At 55.3% G+C, this 19,996-nt stretch carries 19 protein-coding genes; 8 read left to right on the top strand and 11 right to left on the bottom strand.

The genetic code is table 11. The annotated features are described in order from the left end of the window. Positions 1-31: 31 nt before the first annotated feature. Together rfbD and rfbB are read right to left on the bottom strand one after the other, a co-directional pair. Positions 32-895, bottom strand: coding sequence for a dTDP-4-dehydrorhamnose reductase (gene rfbD, locus V6L79_RS02000; RefSeq protein WP_338579749.1), 864 nt, complete (start codon positions 893-895; stop codon positions 32-34). Continuing rightward, a complete protein-coding gene (gene rfbB / locus V6L79_RS01995; RefSeq protein WP_338579748.1) occupies positions 892-1,995 on the bottom strand; it encodes a dTDP-glucose 4,6-dehydratase in 1,104 nt (367 codons plus the stop codon). Before rfbB ends, rfbD begins: the two co-directional genes overlap by 4 nt. A gap of 283 nt (positions 1,996-2,278) precedes the next feature. Here rfbB and aguA point away from each other — a divergent pair, with 283 nt between their 5' ends. The 5 genes from aguA (at position 2,279) to V6L79_RS01970 (ending at position 6,859) form a co-directional block, all read left to right on the top strand. Next, positions 2,279-3,385, top strand: a complete 1,107-nt coding sequence (aguA, locus tag V6L79_RS01990; protein ID WP_261740181.1) for an agmatine deiminase — start codon at positions 2,279-2,281, stop codon at positions 3,383-3,385. A gap of 383 nt (positions 3,386-3,768) precedes the next feature. Next, the gene (locus V6L79_RS01985) at positions 3,769-4,464 is read left to right on the top strand and encodes a DsbA family protein (RefSeq protein WP_338579747.1); all 696 of its coding nucleotides are present in this window, start codon (positions 3,769-3,771) and stop codon (positions 4,462-4,464) included. 230 nt (positions 4,465-4,694) lie between these two features. Further along, positions 4,695-5,978: an OprD family porin gene (locus V6L79_RS01980; RefSeq protein WP_261740179.1), complete on the top strand. Its 1,284-nt coding sequence runs from the start codon at positions 4,695-4,697 to the stop codon at positions 5,976-5,978. A 217-nt stretch (positions 5,979-6,195) separates the two neighbouring features. Further along, a complete protein-coding gene (locus V6L79_RS01975) occupies positions 6,196-6,561 on the top strand; it encodes a type II toxin-antitoxin system RelE/ParE family toxin (protein WP_338580294.1) in 366 nt (121 codons plus the stop codon). Beyond that, positions 6,554-6,859 (top strand): helix-turn-helix domain-containing protein, encoded by a 306-nt coding sequence (locus V6L79_RS01970; protein WP_261740178.1) that lies wholly within the window; start codon positions 6,554-6,556, stop codon positions 6,857-6,859. The genes V6L79_RS01975 and V6L79_RS01970 overlap by 8 nt, the downstream gene beginning before the upstream one ends. A 33-nt stretch (positions 6,860-6,892) precedes the next feature. Here V6L79_RS01970 and dsdC read toward each other — a convergent pair whose 3' ends face one another. The 6 genes from dsdC to V6L79_RS01940 form a co-directional block, all read right to left on the bottom strand. Then, the gene (gene dsdC, locus V6L79_RS01965; protein ID WP_338579746.1) at positions 6,893-7,843 is read right to left on the bottom strand and encodes a DNA-binding transcriptional regulator DsdC; all 951 of its coding nucleotides are present in this window, start codon (positions 7,841-7,843) and stop codon (positions 6,893-6,895) included. Between the two features lie 133 nt (positions 7,844-7,976). Next, positions 7,977-9,323 (bottom strand): D-serine ammonia-lyase, encoded by a 1,347-nt coding sequence (gene dsdA / locus V6L79_RS01960; RefSeq protein WP_338579745.1) that lies wholly within the window; start codon positions 9,321-9,323, stop codon positions 7,977-7,979. A 43-nt stretch (positions 9,324-9,366) separates the two neighbouring features. Next, positions 9,367-10,707, bottom strand: a complete 1,341-nt coding sequence (locus tag V6L79_RS01955; RefSeq protein ID WP_338579743.1) for a gluconate:H+ symporter — start codon at positions 10,705-10,707, stop codon at positions 9,367-9,369. 232 nt (positions 10,708-10,939) lie between these two features. Next, complete coding sequence (locus tag V6L79_RS01950) at positions 10,940-13,378, bottom strand: TonB-dependent siderophore receptor (protein ID WP_261740174.1); 2,439 nt, start codon at positions 13,376-13,378, stop codon at positions 10,940-10,942. A 112-nt stretch (positions 13,379-13,490) separates the two neighbouring features. Continuing rightward, positions 13,491-14,438 (bottom strand): FecR domain-containing protein, encoded by a 948-nt coding sequence (locus V6L79_RS01945; RefSeq protein WP_338579742.1) that lies wholly within the window; start codon positions 14,436-14,438, stop codon positions 13,491-13,493. Further along, positions 14,438-14,938 (bottom strand): sigma-70 family RNA polymerase sigma factor, encoded by a 501-nt coding sequence (locus tag V6L79_RS01940; protein WP_261740172.1) that lies wholly within the window; start codon positions 14,936-14,938, stop codon positions 14,438-14,440. The genes V6L79_RS01945 and V6L79_RS01940 overlap by 1 nt, the downstream gene beginning before the upstream one ends. 278 nt (positions 14,939-15,216) lie before the next feature. Here V6L79_RS01940 and V6L79_RS01935 point away from each other — a divergent pair, with 278 nt between their 5' ends. From V6L79_RS01935 to V6L79_RS01925, 3 genes are all read left to right on the top strand, one after another. Next, positions 15,217-15,414 carry a type II toxin-antitoxin system HicA family toxin gene (locus tag V6L79_RS01935; RefSeq protein ID WP_338579741.1) on the top strand — a complete coding sequence of 66 codons (198 nt, stop codon included), beginning with the start codon at positions 15,217-15,219 and terminating at the stop codon, positions 15,412-15,414. Further along, positions 15,411-15,821, top strand: coding sequence for a type II toxin-antitoxin system HicB family antitoxin (locus tag V6L79_RS01930; RefSeq protein ID WP_338579740.1), 411 nt, complete (start codon positions 15,411-15,413; stop codon positions 15,819-15,821). The genes V6L79_RS01935 and V6L79_RS01930 overlap by 4 nt, the downstream gene beginning before the upstream one ends. 537 nt (positions 15,822-16,358) lie before the next feature. Further along, positions 16,359-17,228 (top strand): GyrI-like domain-containing protein, encoded by an 870-nt coding sequence (locus tag V6L79_RS01925; protein ID WP_261740169.1) that lies wholly within the window; start codon positions 16,359-16,361, stop codon positions 17,226-17,228. A 393-nt stretch (positions 17,229-17,621) separates the two neighbouring features. Here V6L79_RS01925 and V6L79_RS01920 read toward each other — a convergent pair whose 3' ends face one another. Genes V6L79_RS01920 through V6L79_RS01910 form a run of 3 tightly spaced genes read right to left on the bottom strand, consistent with a single transcriptional unit; the run spans position 17,622 to position 19,937 of the window. Further along, the gene (locus V6L79_RS01920; RefSeq protein ID WP_112196099.1) at positions 17,622-18,410 is read right to left on the bottom strand and encodes an SIR2 family protein; all 789 of its coding nucleotides are present in this window, start codon (positions 18,408-18,410) and stop codon (positions 17,622-17,624) included. Further along, positions 18,410-18,964, bottom strand: a complete 555-nt coding sequence (locus V6L79_RS01915; protein ID WP_124312643.1) for a non-canonical purine NTP pyrophosphatase — start codon at positions 18,962-18,964, stop codon at positions 18,410-18,412. The genes V6L79_RS01920 and V6L79_RS01915 overlap by 1 nt, the downstream gene beginning before the upstream one ends. Beyond that, positions 18,954-19,937 (bottom strand): adenosine deaminase, encoded by a 984-nt coding sequence (locus V6L79_RS01910; RefSeq protein WP_338579739.1) that lies wholly within the window; start codon positions 19,935-19,937, stop codon positions 18,954-18,956. The genes V6L79_RS01915 and V6L79_RS01910 overlap by 11 nt, the downstream gene beginning before the upstream one ends. Positions 19,938-19,996: the final 59 nt, after the last annotated feature.

The following is a 19,996-nucleotide window of genomic DNA, read 5'->3' as shown; positions in this document are numbered from 1 at the left end:
TATCGCCGCCTGCGGCAGCGGCTACACAGAGCTACTCGGTCACACACTCGTGCAATGCGGTGCGCCAGTCGGCCTGGCTGACGCCCCATTCGCGGGCCAGACGGCTGCAATCAAGGCGCGAGTTCTGTGGGCGTGCCGCGGGTGTCGGGTAGGCGCTGGCCGGGATGGGCTCCAGGGTTGCACATGACTTGCCTTGGGCGCTCAGGTGCTCGGCAATGGCCTGGGTGAAGCCAAACCATGAGGTTTCACCCTGTGCGGTCAGGTGGTATGTGCCCCAGGCCCCGGCTTCACCCGCTTGCCAGCGTTCGATCAAGGCGCGGGTGCTCTGGGCAATGGCGCCTGCCCAGGTCGGCGCGCCGATCTGGTCAGCTACCACGCGCAATTCCGGCCGCTCCTGGAGCAAACGCTGCATGGTCAGCAGAAAGTTCTTACCGTGGGTTGAGTACACCCAGCTGGTGCGCAGGATCAAATGCTGAACACCTGTTGCCGCGATGGCCAGTTCACCGGCCAGCTTGCTTTTGCCGTAGACACCCAGCGGGTTGGTCGTGTCGTCTTCGGTGTAAGGCGCAGGTTTGCTGCCATCGAACACATAGTCGGTGGAGTAGTGGATCAATGGAATGCCCAGCGCCGCCGCCTCTTCAGCAAACACGCCAGGGGCGATGGCATTGATCGCGAACGCCAGCTCCGGCTCGCTTTCAGCAAGATCCACGGCAGTGTGTGCGGCGGCATTGATGATCAGGTCAGGCTTGTGCGCCCGTACCTGAGCACGGATTTGCTCGGGCTGGCTCAGATCCAGCTCGTCACGGCCCAACACAATCAGCTCGCCCAGACCGGCAAGGAGCTTTTGCAGCTCAACCGCCACCTGGCCGGTTTTTCCGCTAACAAGAATTTTCAAGGCAACGGCTCCGTTAGACATGCAACCAAGTCCTTGGGGTCAGTGCTGCCCAGACGCTCGCCCTGATAGCTGCCGTCTTGAACCCGGCGGCACCAGTCGAGGTTGTCCAGATACCACTGCACGGTTTTACGCAGGCCGGTTTCGAATGTTTCTTCCGGCACCCAGCCCAGCTCGCGTTCGATTTTGCTGGTGTCGATCGCATAGCGTTGGTCGTGGCCCGGGCGATCCTTGACGAAGGTAATCAGGTCGGAAAATTGAGTGACACCTGTCGGGTGCTCTGGTGCCAGCTCTTCGAGCAGGGCACAGATACTGCGCACTACGTCGATATTGGTTTGCTCGTTGTGGCCGCCGATGTTGTAGGTTTCGCCAACCACACCTTCGGTCACGACTTTAAGCAGGGCGCGGGCGTGGTCTTCCACGAACAACCAGTCACGGACTTGCAGACCATTGCCATACACCGGCAGCGGTTTACCGGCCAAGGCATTGAGAATTACCAGCGGGATCAACTTCTCCGGGAAGTGGAACGGCCCGTAGTTGTTCGAACAGTTGGTCAGCAACACCGGCAAACCGTAGGTGCGGTTCCAGGCGCGGACCAAGTGGTCGGACGCCGCTTTGCTGGCTGAGTACGGCGAGCTTGGCGCGTAGGGCGTGGTTTCGGTGAACAGGTCATCGACGCCATGCAGGTCGCCATACACTTCATCGGTCGAAATATGGTGGAAGCGGAACGCGCTTTTTTCCGGCTCGGGCAGAGTCAGCCAGTAAGCACGGGCTGCTTCGAGCAGGCTGTAGGTGCCTACGATATTGGTCTGGATAAAATCCGACGGGCCGTCGATGGAGCGGTCAACGTGGGACTCGGCCGCCAGGTGCATGATTGCCTGGGGCTCAAAGCGCTGGATGATTGCGCTGACTGCGGCCTGGTCGACGATATCGGCCTGCACGAACTCGTAACGGGTATCGGTGGCGATGCTTTGCAGCGATTCAAGGTTACCGGCGTAGGTCAGTTTGTCGAGGTTGAGTACTTCGTGCCCGGTGTTTTTGATCAGGTGCCGAATCAACGCTGAACCAATAAAACCGGCGCCGCCGGTGACTAAAATGCGCATGTGGATTTTCCTGATTCCCTGAAGGTGTTCGAACGTATGGCGCATAGCTTGTGGGGATGAGCGGGGAGGTGCAAGTGGGAGCTGTCGGGAATACAAGTATGTTGGTGTGAAAGTGGATTTATATCTGCTTTGTGGCGACTAAATTATGTTTAAGGCTGATAAATTAATTTTATTGCCGATATTTATCGGCTATAAAGGTGTTTCTCGTTGACGCGATGCAGACCTGCGTCCACTGTCTTGTTTTTTTATGCCACCAAACCCCCGATGCTTTCCAGGAGTCCAGATGACCACTTTGCAAAGTTCGCCACGCGCTGACGGTTTTTACATGCCGGCTGAATGGGCTGCGCAGACCCAAACCTGGATGATCTGGCCCGAGCGCCCGGATAACTGGCGCCTGGGCGGCAAGCCCGCTCAGGCGGCACATGCGGCCGTGGCCAAGGCCATCGCGCGCTTTGAGCCGGTGACGGTCGGGGTGTCGGCTGCCCAGTACGAAAATGCCCGCGCACAACTCGATGTGCCGAATATTCGCGTGGTCGAAATGTCCAGCGACGACGCTTGGGTACGCGACAGCGGTCCGACTTTTGTCATTAACGACAGCGGTGAAGTTCGCGGTGTGAACTGGGACTTCAATGCCTGGGGCGGATTTGACGGCGGTCTGTACTTTCCGTGGAACCGCGATCAGCAAGTAGCCAGCAAGGTGCTGGAAATCGAGCGTTGCCCGCGTTACTACACCGAAGGTTTTGTACTTGAGGGCGGCTCGATTCACGTCGACGGCGAAGGCACGCTGATCACCACGGCCGAATGCCTGATGAACCGCAACCGTAACCCGCATCTGTCTCGCGAAGAGATCGAAGGCGTGTTGCGTGCGCAATTGGCTGTGGACAAGATCATCTGGTTGCCAGACGGCCTGTTCAACGACGAAACCGATGGCCATGTGGATAACTTCTGCTGTTATGTGCGCCCTGGCGAAGTACTGCTGGCCTGGACTGATGACGAGCGTGACCCGAACTACCTGCGTTGCCATGCTGCGATGGACGTATTGGCAACCAGCACCGACGCCAAGGGGCGCCCATTTGTAGTGCACAAGATGCCGATTCCGGGGCCGATGTACGCCACGCAAGAAGAGTGCGATGGCGTCGACAAGGTGGCTGGTAGCCAGGATCGTAATCCGTCCGAACGCTTGGCCGGTTCTTATGTGAACTTCCTGATCGTCAACGGCGGCATCATTGCGCCGAGCTTTGACGACCCGATGGATGAGCAGGCCAAAGGCATTCTGCAAAAAATCTTCCCGCAACACGAAGTGGTGATGGTGCCGGGCCGTGAGCTGCTGCTGGGCGGTGGCAATATTCACTGCCTGACCCAGCAACAACCTGCGCCGCACAAGGCGTAAACCGCGGTCTCTGTAGATACTCTGTTCCAGGTCAAGCCCCCTGCTCGCGAATGATTACTTCGCGAGCAGGCTCGCTCCCACGCTTGAAACATCTCTGTAGCCGCAAACTGTCGGAACAATCGGGTTGTACACGTCCACCGCTGGCACACCCTTGGCGTTGTAGAGCTTAGGGTCGCACGCTGGCGGCCGATTTCCAGGCCGGTCAACAGGCGCGAATGCAGGTTCCGGGTTTTATCGTCGATAAAATCGTTTTGCCTTCCATAGGATGTGCAGCACCTGATTCGCCCGGTTCTCGAAACACACTAAAAGCCATACCGGCGTTTTTCCGCGCATGACAGAAGGCTAGGCTGGTGCTCTGATTTATTGAACATTCGGAGTAACCCATGAGCACCACACCTGTCTTGCATTACATCTATGACCCCCTGTGTGGTTGGTGCTACGGCGCCAAGCCGCTCATTGACGTGGCACGCGGCATTTTGCCGGTAGTGGCCCACGGTGGCGGGATGATGGCTGGCGCGCAACGCCAACCTGTGTCGGCGCAACTGCGCGATTACGTGATGCCCCACGATCATCGGATTGCCCAGTACACCGGGCAGCCGTTTGGTGAGGTGTACTTTGAAGGTTTGCTGCGCGATACCACGGCGGTGTTTGATTCGCAGCCGCCGACCACGGCCGTGCTGGCTGCCGAGCAGTTGGCCGGACGCGGCCTGGAGTTGTTAGGGCGTTTGCAAACGGCGCATTACGTAGAAGGGCGGCGGATTGCCGATATCGACGTGCTGATGGCAGTAGCGGCCGAAATGGGGCTGGAGGCCGATGGGTTTCGGGCAGCTTACGATGCGGCAAGTGGCGAGGTAACCCAAGCGCACTTCAAGGCCAGCCGCGGGTTGTTGTCACGGGTGGGCGGCCAGGGCTTTCCGACCGTCGTTCTGGAGCAGTCCGGTCAGTACCAGGTGATCGACCTTGGGCCGTATCTGGGCAAGCCAGAAGTTTTTGCTGCCTGGCTGCGCCAGCGTGACGGAGTGCCCGCCGAGCACACTAGCGCTTCAGCCCCGGCCTGTGGTCTGGATGGCTGTCAGTAACATTTTTTGACACTTGATTCACAAACAGCCCAATTAACAAATTTTTCACGAAATTGACACGTCACCTTCACGGCGGCTAGGATTCCCGCCAACGCCTGTGGCAATAAGCCATGCACCAACTTTGTAAAGACCTGCGCTGTAGGTCTTTTTTGTTTATGTGAAGCAACCACCACTCAATGTTTCAGCTTGAAATCCACAGCGCGCCTCTATTCAGAAATAAGGAAAATAATATGTTGAACAAGCGGATAGGTCTGCTCGCTTTGGGCGTACTCAGTGCTACCCAGGCCATGGCTAATGATCAAGCTGATGCAAAAGGTTTTGTAGAAGACAGTCACCTCAATGTATTGGCGCGCAACGCCTACATCAGCCGTGACTACAAGAATGGCAAGCAGGATAAAGCTGAATGGGGCCAAGGCTTCCTCGGCACGTTCAGCTCCGGCTTCACCCAGGGCACCGTGGGCGTGGGTGTAGATGCTTTCGGCATTTACGCACTGCGTCTGGATGGCGGCCGTGGCAAAAGCGGCGCGGGTGGTATCGACTTCTTCAAGCAAGGCGCCAGCGGCAAAGCAGCTGATGACATCGCTAAAGCGGGCGCGGCAGTGAAGTTTCGCGTGTCCAACACCGTGCTCAAGTACGGCGATCAAATGCCTGCGCTGCCGGTACTGATGTACGACAACTCGCGTCTGATGCCAGAAAGCTTCACCGGCACTCTGTTGACCTCCAAGGAGATCAACGGTCTGGAAATCAACGTGGGTCGCTTCACCGCAGAGTCGCGTAAAAGTGCTGAAGCGCGCGACAGCGGCGACCTGAAAAGCATCAACGTATTCGGCGGTAGCTACAAGTTCACCGACAACCTGTCGGCGTCCCTGTACGGCTCAGAAATGGAAGACGAGCTGAACAAGCAATACGTGGGCGTGACCTACGCGATCCCGCTGCAAGACAAACAGTCGCTGACGTTTGACTTCAACGGCTACCGCACCCACGTCAAAGAAGACTACGCACGTGACGTGTTGAAGGTTGACGGCCAGGACAACAAGATCTGGAGCCTGGCAACCACCTACGGCTTTGGCGCACACACTGTGACGCTGGCTTACCAGAGCAGCACCGGCGAAATCGGCTATCCGTACGGCGGCTACCGCAATGCAGGCGGCGTGGGCGATGGCGGCAACACCATTCTGCTGGCCAACTCCTACTGGTCCGACTTCAACGCCAAGGACGAACGTTCGTGGCAGTTGGGTTATGGCTTCGACTTCGGTGCCGTTGGCATTCCGGGCCTGACCTACAACATCGCCTACGTTCGCGGCACCAACATCGACGACGGTTCCGACCGTGGCCGTGGTACCGAGCGCGAAATCTTCAACCAGGCCAAGTACGTAGTACAAAGCGGCCCGGTCAAAGACCTGAGCGTGCGTCTGCGCGGCTCATGGTTGCGCGTATCGAACAACGCCAGCGACTACAACGTCGGCGGTAACGAAGTCCGTGTATTTGTTGATTACCCGATCAGCATCTTCTGATGCTACCGACCTGTTAAACAGGTTGGACATCTGAATAAAAACGCCCCGACTGGTTCGGGGCGTTTTTTTTTGCGTCGCAATTTACGATTGCAGACAGAGCACATTCAAATGAAACCATCGCTAACACTTGAGTTGTCCCGAGGGCTAGTTGGCCAGTAGCTGAAACTCTTACCATTATTCCCTTGAGGTTATATTCCTTGGGTGGCATATTTTGAGTATGGACTGGGATGTTGAGTACACCGACGAATTTGGCAATTGGTGGGAGAGCCTTGGTGAAAAGGAACAAGTCAGCGTGGCGGCCAGCGTCAAATTGCTGGGGCTGCTTGGCCCGGGACTGCGTTTCCCCCATTGCAGCGATATCAAGGGTTCGCGGCACGGGAACCTTCGAGAGCTGCGCGTGCAGCATGCGGGCCGCCCCTATCGGGTGCTTTATGCCTTTGACCCGCGCCGCTGCGCATTGCTGTTGATTGACGGCGATAAGACCGGTCATGACCGTTGGTATGAAGAGTACGTGCCGTTTGCGCAAAAACTGTACGACCTACATTTGGAAACACTGCTTGAAGAGGGTCGAAAAAATGGCTAAAAAATTCGCTGAGCTTGAAGCTCGCATGGCTCCAGAGGCTCGTGCTCAGGCGCAGGCTTTGTACCTCCAGCATTTGAAGGAGCTGCCTTTGCATGAACTGCGAAAAGCACAGGAGTTGAGTCAGGAAGCATTGGCCAAAAAGCTGCATATCAACCAGGCCGCAGTCTCCAAAATGGAGCGACGCACAGACATGTATATCAGCACCTTGCGCAATTACATTCAGGCCATGGGGGGCGAGCTGGAAATTATCGCGACCTTTGCGGATGGTCAGGTAAAAATCGAGAATTTTGCCGAGTAATCGTGGCCTCGTGGATTGCCAAAGCACGGTGCCTTAGGAAAACGCCTCATCCTCCTGCGCGCACTCGCGCAACCAGTTCATAAACACCTGCAAGCGCTTGGGCACAACGCTGAGCGGGGGGTGGACCAGATAATAGTCGTAGTGGCCGCATTGGTTGAAACCACCAAAAGGCAGTACCAGCTCGCCGCGATCAATCCGTTTTTGCACCAATTGCTGGCGCCCGATGGCGATCCCTGCGTGGCTCATAGCGGCCGTTACGCTCAGGTCTGAGCGGTCAAAGGTCAGGGTGCGCTTGGGCAATGCTGCGAGCAGGTTGTGTTGTTCGGCCCACAAGGTCCACTCGGCATCATAGGCGGCGTGATCCCAGGCCAGGGAGTCGTGCAGGGTGGTGCAGTTGCTCAGGTTTTGCGGATTTTCCAAAAGCCTGTGGCGTTGCGCATATTCGGGGCTGCACACCGGGGCCATTCGCTCACGCATCAATCGCTGGCTGGTCAGGCCGGGGAATTCGCCATTGGCGTAGTACAGGGCCAGGTCAATTTTGCGCGTGCGAAAATCGACATTGTCGTTACCCACTCGCAGATCCAATGAAACCAGTGGGTAGCGCTCAATAAAGTCCGCCAGCCGGGGCACCAACCAGCATTGGGCTACCGAAGGCCTGGCATAGAGCGCAATGGAACCGGCAATCTCTGCCTGTGACGATTGTTCTAGTGCCTCGGACAACTCGCCCATCGCACTCTGGAGGATTTCGAAGATTCGCTCGCCTTCGTCAGTCAGGCTGACTTGACGCGTAAGACGCTGGAACAGCTTCATGCTCAACGCAGCTTCCAGCCGACTGATGCGGTGGCTCACGGCGCTGGCGGTCAAACACAGTTCCTGCGCAGCACGGGCAAAGCTCAGATGTCGAGCAGCGACTAAAAAGGTGTGAAGGTTGGCGAATTGGCTGCTGTTGAGCCTGGAGCTGATACGGGGAGGAAGATTAAGCACGGAGATTGTCCCTCAAGCCAACGGCTGACTTTAGGCGTAATGCTGCTCGCCCCCACAGTTGGGGTCATAGCATTACGGCTTGTGGCGGGATGTGGCAATGCGTGCATCTTGCCACATCCGCTTTGTGCGTGAATCAGCCCAGCAACTCTCGACCCTTGGCCAGATAGGCGTCCATTTCGTCAGCAGGCACCATATTGCCGCCCGTAGCCCAGACCAGATGGGTGGCGTTGCTCATGGCCTGTGGGTCCAGACCTGCGCGGGCCAGATAGCCTTGCTGATCGGCCTGGACCCTGGCAATACCGGGCACCCCCGCCAGCGCTGAGGGCTCAAGGCGCAGACCTTCGCTGCGTTCCATCAGGGCCAGCAAGCTGTACATTTCTTCGTCGCTGACGGTGTAAAAGCCGTCGAGCATGCGCTGCATCGCCTTGCCGACAAAACCAGAGGCACGGCCCACCGCAAGGCCATCTGCGGCGGTCACGTTATCAATGCCGAAATCCTGCACACTGACTTCGTCGTGCAGCCCGGTGTATACGCCCAGCATCATGCAAGGTGAGTGAGTCGGCTCGGCGAAGATGCAGTGCACTGCGTCTGCGAAGGCCAGTTTCAAACCGAAGGCCACGCCGCCGGGCGCACCACCCACGCCACAGGGCAGGTACACGAACAGGGGGTGTTGCGCATCGACGCTGATCTGCGCCGCCGCCAATTGCTGCTTCAAACGCTCACCGGCCACTGCGTAGCCGAGGAACAGATTGACCGAGTTTTCATCGTCGACGAAATGACAGGCCGGGTCCGACTCTGCCTGCTGGCGGCCTTGGGCCACAGCCACGCTGTAATCGCTTTCGTACTCGACCACCGTTACGCCATGGGAGCGCAGCTTGTCTTTCTTCCATTGCCGCGCATCTGCCGACATATGCACGGTCACCTGAAACCCCAGCGCGGCGCCCATGATGCCGATCGACATACCGAGGTTGCCCGTGGAGCCGACGGCTATTTTGTACTGGCCGAAAAAGGCCCGTGCCTTGTCGCTGTGCAGCAGTGCGTAATCGTCATTGAGGGTCAGCAGGCCCCCGGCCAGCGCCAGGTCTTCGGCATGCTTGAGCACTTCATAAATTCCGCCGCGGGCCTTGATCGAACCCGAAATCGGCAGATGGCTATCGCGCTTGAGCCACAGCGCGCCGTTCAGGCTTTGCCCGTAACGCTCGCCGAGCAATGGCTGCAAATGCGTCATGGGCAGGATATCCGACTCGATAATGCCAGCACTGCCCTCTGTCTCAGGAAAGGCAACTCGCAGGTAGGCAGCAAACCGCCCAAGGCGTGCGCTGGCATTGGCCACGTCGGCACTGGTCAGGCCTGTATCGCCAAGCGCCTGCGCCGCCGGCGCCACCCCAGGATTGAACCAAGTGGTCTCTTGAAGCGCGACCAGATCGCGAATCAGAGGGTAGCTGGCATACCAGCTTTCAAGTGTTCTGCCCAAAATCATGACGTGGTCCCTTTAAACGATAAGTCTGAAAATACGGGTTAAATCAAACAAAGTGCGACAGCAACAGGGTCAGCCCCAGCGCGATCGTCGACGCCAGCACAGTGGCGGTGGTGAAGGTTTTCAACGCGTCGGTCAGGGATACGCCCAGGTATTCCTTGACCACCCAGAAAGCCGAGTCCGTGACATGGGTCCAGCCCATCGCGCCGGCGCCGATGGCGATACAGATGATCTCTTTGCTCACGGTGGGGTGCGCACCCAGCATAGGCAATACCATGCCTGCGGCGCTGATCATCGCGACCGTTGCCGAGCCGACGGCGAAGTGCATCAAACCGGCCACCAGCCATGCCAGAACGATGGGGTTCATATTCAATTGGGTCAACGAGGCGGACAACGCGTTACCCACGCCGCTGTCGATCAGGATGCCGTTGAATGCGCCACCGGCGCCAATGATCAGCAGGATGCTGGCCAACGGAGGAAAGCTTTTTTGCGTGTGGGTGAGCAAGTCGGCCATGGACAAGCCGCGGCGCAAGCCCAGTGCCCAGTAAGCGAACACCACAGCAATCGACAGTGCGATCAGCGGCGTACCGAGAAACGAAATCACGCTGAATGCCGTGGAGTCATGGGGCAGCCCAGCGGCGAAACTTTTTGCGACCATCAGCAGCAACGGCAGGGCGATGGTCAGCAGGGTCACGCCCAGGCCCGGCAAATCACGGGTTTTACTGTCATCACAATGCTCGTTCAAAAATGCTTCCTGAGAGTCCGGTGCTTCGGGCTTGCACACCAGTTTGACCCACAGTGGCCCGGCAATAATGGCGGTCGGCAATGCGACAATCAGACCGTACAAAATTACTTTGCCGACATCGGCCCCCAGCATCCCGGTGATCGCCATCGCGGCAGGGTGCGGCGGCAACATGCAATGAACCGCCATCAGCGACACGGCCAACGGCACGCCCAGATACAGAAGGTTGATTTTGGTTTCTTTAGCGACCACATAAATCAGCGGAATCAGCAGTACGAATCCCACCTCGAAAAACACCGGGATGCCAGCAATAAATCCGACCAGCATCATGGCCCACGAGGCACGCTCTTTACCCAAAGCCTTCAACAACGCTTGAGCGATACGCTCCGCGCCGCCTGACTCCTCCAGCATCTTGCCCAGAATCCCACCCAGGCCAATGATCGTTGCCAGAAACCCGAGGGTTCCGCCAACACCGGCTTCGTACGACGAAGCAATTTTTACCAGTGGCATGCCCGAACCGATTCCCACCACAAAGCTCGCAGCGGTCAGGGCCAAGAAGGCATGAACGCGGACTTTGACGATCAGGAAAACGATCAGGGCGATGGCGCAAAACAACACCAGCAATAGAGTGGGACCGCTGTGCATAGGAGGTGCTCCGGGAAGCGCTTTTATTGTTGAAATAAGTGATCGACGTCACTTTGCTATCGCCAATTAGAGGGCACGGCCGCGGAGCTGACAAAGGATGGATTTTCACGGGACAGATGATGTGGGGTCATTTATAGGAGGGTTAAAATACCCTGCGGGGGCGATGCTGTGTGGGCGCGAGCCTGCTCGCGAAGCTCAGGAGATCTTCGCGGACAGGCTCGCTCCCAAAGGTTCAGAAGTCCCAGCGGGTGGTGACCATAAAGTTGCGTGGCTCGCCGTAAATCGCGGAGTTATAGAACCCGATATTGGTGAAGTAGTACTTGTCGAAGACGTTGTTGACGTTGAGCGTGGTCGACAGGTTTTTAGTGAATTGATAACGGGTCATCAGGTCCACCACCCAGTAGGGCTTCTGCGAGAAATCTTCGTACCTGTCCTTGGGGCTGTTGTACATCTCTTGCCAGGCAGTGCTCTGCCAGCGTGCGCCACCGCCCACGGAGACTTTGTTCAGGTCGCCCTTGAGTTTGTAGATGGTGTAGAAGCTGAGCTGATCTTCGGGTTCAAAGGTGGAGATCTTTTTACCGGTGTCATCGCGTACCACCTTGTGTGTGTATCCGGCCTGCAGGCTCCAGCCCGGACTCAGTTCGCCGGATACTTCCAGCTCGTAGCCCTTGGTTTTTGCGGCAGTGCCCTTGAAGGCGTAGTTGGGCGGGGTGGGTTGCAGGTTGTTCCAGGCATCGTCAGGAATCGGGCGGTTGCTTTCCTTGACCTCAAAGTACGCCAGGCTGGCGTTCAGGCGGCCATCGAAAAACTCGCTCTTGAGACCGATTTCATAGTTTTCACCCTCGTCCGGATCAAGCATCTTGCTGTTGCGATCCAGGTTGTAGAACTCCTGGGGCATGAACACGTCGGTGTAGCTGGCATACGCCGTCAGGTAGTCGGTCAGGTCATAGGTGATGCCCGCGTAGGGAATCAAACGCCCCGTCTCGCGATAGGTATTGGTCGTACCGGTGAGGGTGTAGTCGACTACCCGGCCCCCCAAAAAGACTTTCAGCTCATCGGTAACATTCAGACGTGTGGTCGCGTACATGCCTGTCTGGCGCACAGTGTCATCGCTGATTTGCGAGGCACTGCCCCAGTCAGGTTTGGCCAGGTGCCCGTTCCAGTTGAAGTAATCCACAAGGTTGGGCGTGGCGAAAGTTACGTCCCAGTAGCCTTTGCCTTTCCAGTTTGCGGTGCTGATCGAGCCGCCCAGCACCAGATCGTGCTCACGGCCGAGAAACTCGTAGGGACCGCTGACATAAAGGTCAGCCGCGTCGCTGGTGGTTTCGCCCTTGTAACGCTGTGCGTTGATTTTGGCGGTGCCATCAGCCGCAGGCTGGTTGAATTGGATGGCACCCAGCTGGGCGTCGTAACCATTGATCTTGTGGTCCAGTTGCAGCTTGCCCACCCAGCCACTGCCTAGATCCTGTTCCAGGGTCGCGAACACGGTCCGGGTGTATTGCTGCCAACTGCTCCAGTCGGTGGCGTTGCTGAACGAGCGTTTGGCGTTGTTGATTTCGCCTGCGTAGTTGTAGAGCGGAAAACTGCCCGACCAGGTCGAACCCTGGGGTTTGTTGTCCTGGTAGTCGGCGCCCACGGTCAGCAAGGTGTCGGGCGTTACGTCGACTTCGAGGATGCCGTAGAACACCGAACTCTGGTTCGAGTAGCGGTCGATATACGACTGCCGGTCCTGATAGGCCGCCACCGCGCGACCGCGCACATTACCGGTTTCGGTCAACGGACCACTGAGGTCCACTTCAGTGCGGTAGTTGTCCCAGGAGCCAGCGCCTGTGGTGATATGGCCGTGAAAATCGCTGGTGGGCTTCTTGCGCACCAGGTTAATGGTGCCCCCTAGCGACCCCGCCCCGCTGAGCAGGCCGGAGGCGCCCTTGAGCACCTCGATACGGTCATAAATCGCCATGTCGCTCAGGGTGTTACCCGCCGAATAGGCGACGTTGCGTACGGCTGAGGGAATACCGTCGTACTGGAAGTTGTTGATCGAAAAACCACGGGAGTAGTAGTTGGTCCGGTCAGTGTCATAGGCCGATACGGTAATGCCGGGGGTATGGCGCATCACATCGTCGACATTGTCGAGGGCGAAGTCATCCATGTGCTGACGGGTGATAACGCTGATCGATTGCGGCGTTTCGCGGGGTGTCAGCACCAGACGGGTGGCCGTGGCAATGGCCCCCGGCGTGTAGGAACCGGTGCCTTCGGTGACCGTACCCAACTGGTTTGTGATGACTTGAGTGGCCCCCAGTTCCAGCGTTGCGTCCGTGCCGCTGGCGACAAGCACGTAGCCCCCATTGCTCTGGCGCTCGGCGTGCAAGCCGCTGTTGGCGAGCAAGCGGTCCAGCCCTTCCTCTACGCTGAATGAGCCTTCAAGGCCACCCGTCGTGAGGTGACGGGCCTGCTCAGTGTCGAACGAAATCGTCACCCCTGCCTGCACGCCAAATTGGGTAAGGGCATTACCCAGCGGGCCTGGGGCAATCCGGTAAGCGGTCTGGCTTTGCGCCGATACTTGAGTGGGTATCAGTGCCAGACCGGACAGGCTGGCGAGGGACGCGCCAAAGACCGCCAGGCGAACAGCGCGCGTTATTTTGGTTGTGGCATTGAGGGGGAGCGGGGGCATTCGGTGATCCTTGCGTGGTCATGGCACAAACGCGCTGTAGTCGCGGCTTATGTCATTGACGGATGAGAATCGAAATCAGCAAGGTTAAAATTCAAACCACATGGGCCTGAGCTTATGCCGGTTCGATGCTGGCCCAGTAGCGGGTCAGGAAACGAACCTTCACCGGTAAGGTCTTGCTCAGGTTCTCCAGCACCGTTTCGGTGTCATCGATACGAAATGCCCCCGAGATGCGTAATTCCTGCACCGCTGTTGCACAGCGCAGCACGCCCGGGCGATAGCGGCCCAATTCCTCGATAAAGTCGCTCAAGCGCCAGTCGTCCACGCTCAGCATGCCCTGCACCCAGGCGGTTGAGGCCGCAGGGAGAGGCTGCGCCTCATCGACTGAATCGCTATTGAACGTCACTTGTTGACCGGCCTCCAGGCGCAAGGGCTGATCGAGATGCCCGTACGGGCGAATTTCAACTGCCGATTGCAGTACGCCGACTCGTGTTTGCCCGGACAGCTGACGCACGCTGAACCGGGTGCCGAGCGCGCGCACGCTGCCGTCGCCGGTATGTACGATAAAGGGTCGCTGGTCCGGGTCCTTGGCGGTCTGCACCAGAATTTCACCGCGGTGCAGGCGGATCAGTCGCTGTCTGGAGTCGAAGTGGATATCCAGCGCCGTATCGGCGTTCAACTCCAGTTGCGAGCCATCGTCGAGGCGCAACGAGCGCCGTTCACGGATGCCAGTGCGTTGCTCGGCGAGCATCGAGCGATACGGCACTTGCTCAGCGGCCAACCATGTACCGCTGCCAACGGCCAGCAGCATGCCGAGGATTTTCAACACATCACGGCGTTGAGCTTTCGCCGCATCAAGACTGGAGCGGGCCGCTTTGGGCGGGATCATGGCCCACTGGCTTTGAAACTTCTCGACCCGGGCCCAGGCCGCGGCGTGTTGCGGGCAGGACGTCAGCCATGCTTGCCAGGCTTGGGTGCGAGCCTCGCTGACGGTGCCGTCATTAAGTTGCACATACCAGGTGGCAGCGGCTTCAAGCATGTTGAAATCCGGTGTGCTGGGCATCAGTTCTCGACCAGCAACAGACAGCGGGTCATGGCGCGAATCAAATGATTTTTCACCGTGGTGACCGACACCTCGAAACGTTCGGCGACAGCCACGTAGGTCAAGCCTTCGAGCTGCACCGCGAGGAAAATTTCCCGGGTCCTGCTACCCAGATCATCGAGCAAGGCGTCGATTGAAATCAGTGTCTCGATAATTGAAAGGCGTATTTCTGGAGATATATCCACGGGTTCCGGCTTGAGGGCCAGCGCCTGCAAATACGCCTGCTCAATGGTGCGCCGACGTACTTTGTCGATTAGCAGTGAACGGGCAATGGCGCTCAAATAGCCTCGTGGCTCGCGAATGGGGGTGTCATGGCGGGCGGTCATGACCCGCAGGAACGTGTCCTGGGCCAGATCAGAAGCATCCGCCGCGTTGCCCAGCCGCATGCGCAGCCAGCCTTTTAGCCAACCGTTGTGTTCGCTGTACAACCGATGAAGAACTGAATGATCGAGCGCCGACATAATAATGTCACCAAGGTGTAATTGGTAATCAGTCGCATTATTGTGATGGCAGAGTGTTTATGCAAGGGGTGGGTTTTTGTTGGGGATGGCTGGCAGGTTTAAGTACTGCTGGTTTCACGCTTTTTCTGCGGACTCAAGACAACAGCCGAATCGTTCGAAAGTACAGCGTGTAACACAACTTCAAACCACTCGCAATTTTCTGTGTGTAGTGTGTGTACTAGTTAATTGCATCATCGTTCAATGGTGTGTAACGTACACAACAATGCAGGGGTGGTGGCGTGCGTAGTCGTGAGCTTATTGAATTGCTGATCGCGGATGGATGGTTTGAGATAGCAGTGAAGGGCAGTCACCATCAGTTCAAGCATCCAGCCAAAGCTGGCCGGGTAACGGTTCCACATCCCAAGGCTGAAATCGCGAAAGGGACGCTGCACAACACTCTCAAATCCGCAGGTCTCAAAGGAGAGTTACGGTCATGAAATTCCCAGTGGTATTACATAAAGACGCTGATTCCGAATTCAGCGTGACGGTGCCTGATGTGCCGGGCTGCTTCTCGGCAGGCAGCACTTTTTCACAAGCGTTGGATAACGTGCTGGAGGCGCTGGCTTTGCATCTGGAAGGCGTTGTGGCTGATGGCGGCGAGCTGCCCCAGGCCAAGGATGTGGACGCTCATCTGGACAATCCGGATTATATCGGCGGGATTTGGGCAGTGGTGGACTTTGATTTGACGCCCTATCTCGGGAAGTCAGTCCGCTTCAACGCTTCCTTGCCTGAAAACCTGCTGCTGCGCATTGATGAGCGAGTCAGCAAGGACCATCGCTATGCGTCACGCTCCGGGTTTTTAGCGACAGCTGCCTTGCGCGAGCTGAGCATTCAGGTTTTCTGATGGTGGGAGAGGGCGCTTTGGCTTTCTCCAAACCCCGGAAACAAAAAAGGCCCACCTTGCGGTGAGCCTCTTTCGGTGTTGCGTATGGTGCGGCACCAGACGAACGGTATGTTTCGGGGAGACCAGGTTTTTCGGGCGTCTGGAGTTCGCTGGAAAATTCGGCGTACCCCAACTAGTAACTATAAATAAATCAGCTAGTTATGGCGTTAGGTGGAATCGAACTCGGGATTTTTGAGATGTCAGCACGTTGTCGGTCTGCAAGTAATTCAGAGCCGCATACGGAATGGTAATCCTCCTGAATTCGAACGTTGTCGATCATCCCCTCCGTAGAGAATAGGCAGGTATCCGCCCAAAGCTGCCGTGGCGACAGGCAGCAGACGGTCAGAAGTGGACACCTGGATGCCCCCGACCTTTGCATCGCCTTGGAAGAGATCACATTGGCCAACCCAAAACGCACCTTGAGCAAACCCGGCTAGGCGCGTTCACGCCGTTATAGTCGACTCTATTGCCGACCGTACTTCCCGGAGCCTTTTCCCAGTGTCTGACATGCCGACCAACTTCGCTTACACAAAACGCTTCAACGCCGTACTCGCCTACATTGATGCCAATCTCGAAGGTGACCTGTCGGTGAAGACGTTGAGCCATGTGGCGAACTTTTCGGCGTTTCACTTCCATCGGCAATTCACCGCGTTCGTAGGAGTGCCTGTCTCGCGTTATGTGCAACTGATGCGGCTACGACGCGCGGCACATCGCCTGGCCTCCCTCGCTGATCACTCGGTACTGGACGCCGCACTCGGTGCCGGCTTTGAAAGTCCCGAGGCATTTTGCAGGGCGTTCAGGCGGGCGTTCGGTATGACGCCGAGTGCGTTCGGGAAGGAACCGAACTGGCAGGTCTGGAGTACGGTATTCGCAATCCCTCACTTTTCCAGGACTATCATCATGCAAGTACGAATCGTGGAATTCCCTGAAGTCAGGGTAGCAACGCTTGAGCACTGCGGACCCGCCGGGCTCGTCAATGAGAGCGTATGCAAGTTCATCGAGTGGCGCATGCAGAGCGGACAGTCGCCGGTGGCATCGAGTCGCACCTTTGGCATTCCCTATGGCAACCCCGATACGACACCTCCACAAGAATTCCGCTTCGCAATCTGCGGCGAGATTCACGAGGCCGTGGCGTCGAATGAGTTCGGTGTGCACGAGATCGTCATTCCTGGCGGTCGCTGCGTCGTGGTGCGACACGCGGGGTCACCGGATCACATCGGCGAAACGATCTATCCGATTTACCGCGATTGGCTTCCGGCCAGTGGAGAGGAACTTCGTGACCAGCCGCTGTTCTTTCATTACCTGAGCGCCTATCCCGAGACACCGCAGGATCAATGGCAAACTGATGTGTATGTTCCGCTGCTATAGCGGAGCAAGCAGCTTTCGACCCTGACGGACGTTGACGAGTGTCCGCGCAGCAATGTGACAGGTTCTATGGGGAGTTTCCAAACCCCAGAAAAAACAAAGCCCTCGCATTTCTGCGAGGGCTTTGTTTTGTATGGTGCGGCACCAGGAGTCGAAAAAACTGACTTTTTTCATTGGATACAATGAGATAACAGCTATGGCTGATCTGCTATACCCCTAAAACTACCCCAAGATTTTGCAGTTGTTTCGCTAGGGATTATTCCCACAGCAATTGCAACGATGTGGTTAATAAATTTCAGAGTCTGCTTTTAGACTTTCGGCCTGCTGAGAGCCTTCTTTAAAATCAGGCCGAAGTCGTAAATTTCTTTTATTTAGGCTGGTAAAGCTGAATTTGAGTTATACAAAATTCTCTAAAAATTCCGCGAGAGCATCTCCTTGGGAGTCAACCTGAGAGGAAAGCATGTTAATTCCCCATTGGTTAAGAATGGCTTCTTGGACGGGGTTTGGTCTAGGTGAGAATATGTATGACCGAGGCTGTGCCTCACTATTGCAGTTGGCCTTCCAGATTTTGGATAGCTTGTAGAATAGAAACCTTAAATTTATATCGGCAAGTCGGTAGCCAATGAATAGCACTGATTTGCCAAGCACGTCCGATCGCAATTTAATATCTAGAGGTGTTTCGAATTCTAATCTTTCAAAATAACTAGTTTCATCAAGTACTATCGAGGTATCATCATCGAAGTCTCCGTGAAACTTAATTATTTGAGTGCTTCCAGGTCTTATTTTAGTTACGTCAGATACTGATGCTATTTTGGTGTATGGCTTTTGAAAGTGGTCGAATGTGTTTTCGAGCCATCGGTCATAGTTTGTAGTATAAATTATTGGAAAGTTGGCTTTTGCAATTAGTTCATGGATCTTCGACGATTCAATATTGATAGTCGGAGCATGCCAACTTCGGTCCATCCAGCTTCGGAGGGGACCGATACTACCTTTTTTGATCCTATAATATTCGGCAAGGGCGTAATGATCGCCAAATGTCTTATAGATCTCAGGGTCATACCCTAGTTCTTGAGCGATCTTGTCGATCAGTTCGCCCCAAGATGGAAGCCCCAGGTTGGTGGATACTCCAGCACCAACGAAAAGTATAACGTTGCCTTGCTTAAAAGATGATAGTAACTGTTCCATCAAGTATTTCCATCTTTAAGAAACTCTTTAAACTTATCGAATGCAATACGCCTCATCGATATGTCGTTCTTTCTATCCCCCATTTCCGCGAAAGTTTCAGTAAAGCCTTCGGGAATAAAAACGCAATCCCACTGAAAGTCTCTGTTTCCTCGGGGTTCAGCAGATATGGTGCCTTTTATTGCACCTTCAAAAAGATGGATTTTCATAGAGTCGCAATATCCAATTATAGTTTTTGCGACCAAGTTAGTATTTTCCCCGGATCCAAACAGGGTCGAGAATTTGTCAGCTTGAAGCTTGTCCCAAAAAATCTGTGTTAATCCGCCTGGGAAGCCATTGAGGCTGTCAATATATAGACCAGTATGCTCAACGAAAACAGGGCGTCCTATTATCTTGAAAGCCTTCAGTAATTTATCTCTGACCAAACTATCAACATTCTCAGTTTGGATTTCATCAATAGAGTATCGGGCTGCAACGACCTCTACCCCAGCATCCTGAAGTATTTGTTGGACTTCTTGGACTTTAAAGTTGTTTTTTGAAACAAATCTAATTTTCATTTTGATCTTCCATGAAGCTATATTTTCTTTGTAAGGTCAGCATGTTCTCTAGGATGGCACTATTTTCTGTTTCTTTATAGAACTCATTATAGTCATCGCTAATGCTCGCACCGTGAATCGCCGGATTGTCCGAGCAGATAACGAATGGTACACCGAATTTAATGAACTCGCATACAGGATGGGACTCGCTTGATTTTACAGCACCTGTTAGGCGATTGCTAATAGGGCATACCTCTACACATATATCGCGCTTGTGCATCAATTCCATAATTTTAGTTGATTTGAATGCGGCTGTACCGTGTCCAATCCTGTCAGCATCAAACTCGGTTATAGCTTCTATAATATTTTGGGGGTTGCCTGTTTCCCCCGCGTGTATAGTGACTTTTAATCCTAAATCGGATTTTGCTTTCCGATATAACTGAGGGAGCTCGGTTGGAGATACAGTATCTTCGTTGCCAGCTAAATCTAGTCCCACTATTATTCCGGGCTTACCAATGGATGCATAAGCGGCTAAAAGGGTGCGTAGATGTTCCGCCGCGTAATCCCCGCGTGAAACCGTTAATATCAGCCCGCCTCTAATGCCGTATTTTAATGAGGCGCTGTAAATCTCTTCGGTCAACCACAAGAGCGCCTCGGGTACTGTGACGTTATTAAGGAGTGCAAGATAAATTACGCTACTACGTAACTCGACAAACTTTACATTCTGAGCTGTTAGGTTTTCGAATGCGCTAAAAACCATTAAATTGAGAGCTGTGCGACCTTGAGGAATAAGCCTTAAAACTTGCCAAGGCTTTAGATATGTCTGAAGGTCAGGGGAAGGTGTAAATCTGGTGAGGTCTCTTTCTAAATCAAAGTTATCAGGGATTTTTGCTCCCTGCTGCTGGAGTAAATCAATAACTAGGCGTGTACTGACGAGGCCATTTAAGTGAACGTGTAGTTCACCCTTTTCCATGCTTTTATAATCGTGTTCCATCAGATATGGTCTTTATCAATAAAAAGTTGATCTTGCGGCAAAAAAATTGAATCAATGAT

It is taken from the genome of Pseudomonas sp. ML2-2023-6 (assembly GCF_037055265.1).
GTDB classification, from domain to species: Bacteria; Pseudomonadota; Gammaproteobacteria; order Pseudomonadales; family Pseudomonadaceae; genus Aquipseudomonas; species Aquipseudomonas kulmbachensis.
Note: the sequence above shows the minus strand (reverse complement) of the source record. Positions and strands in the feature narration are given on the sequence as shown.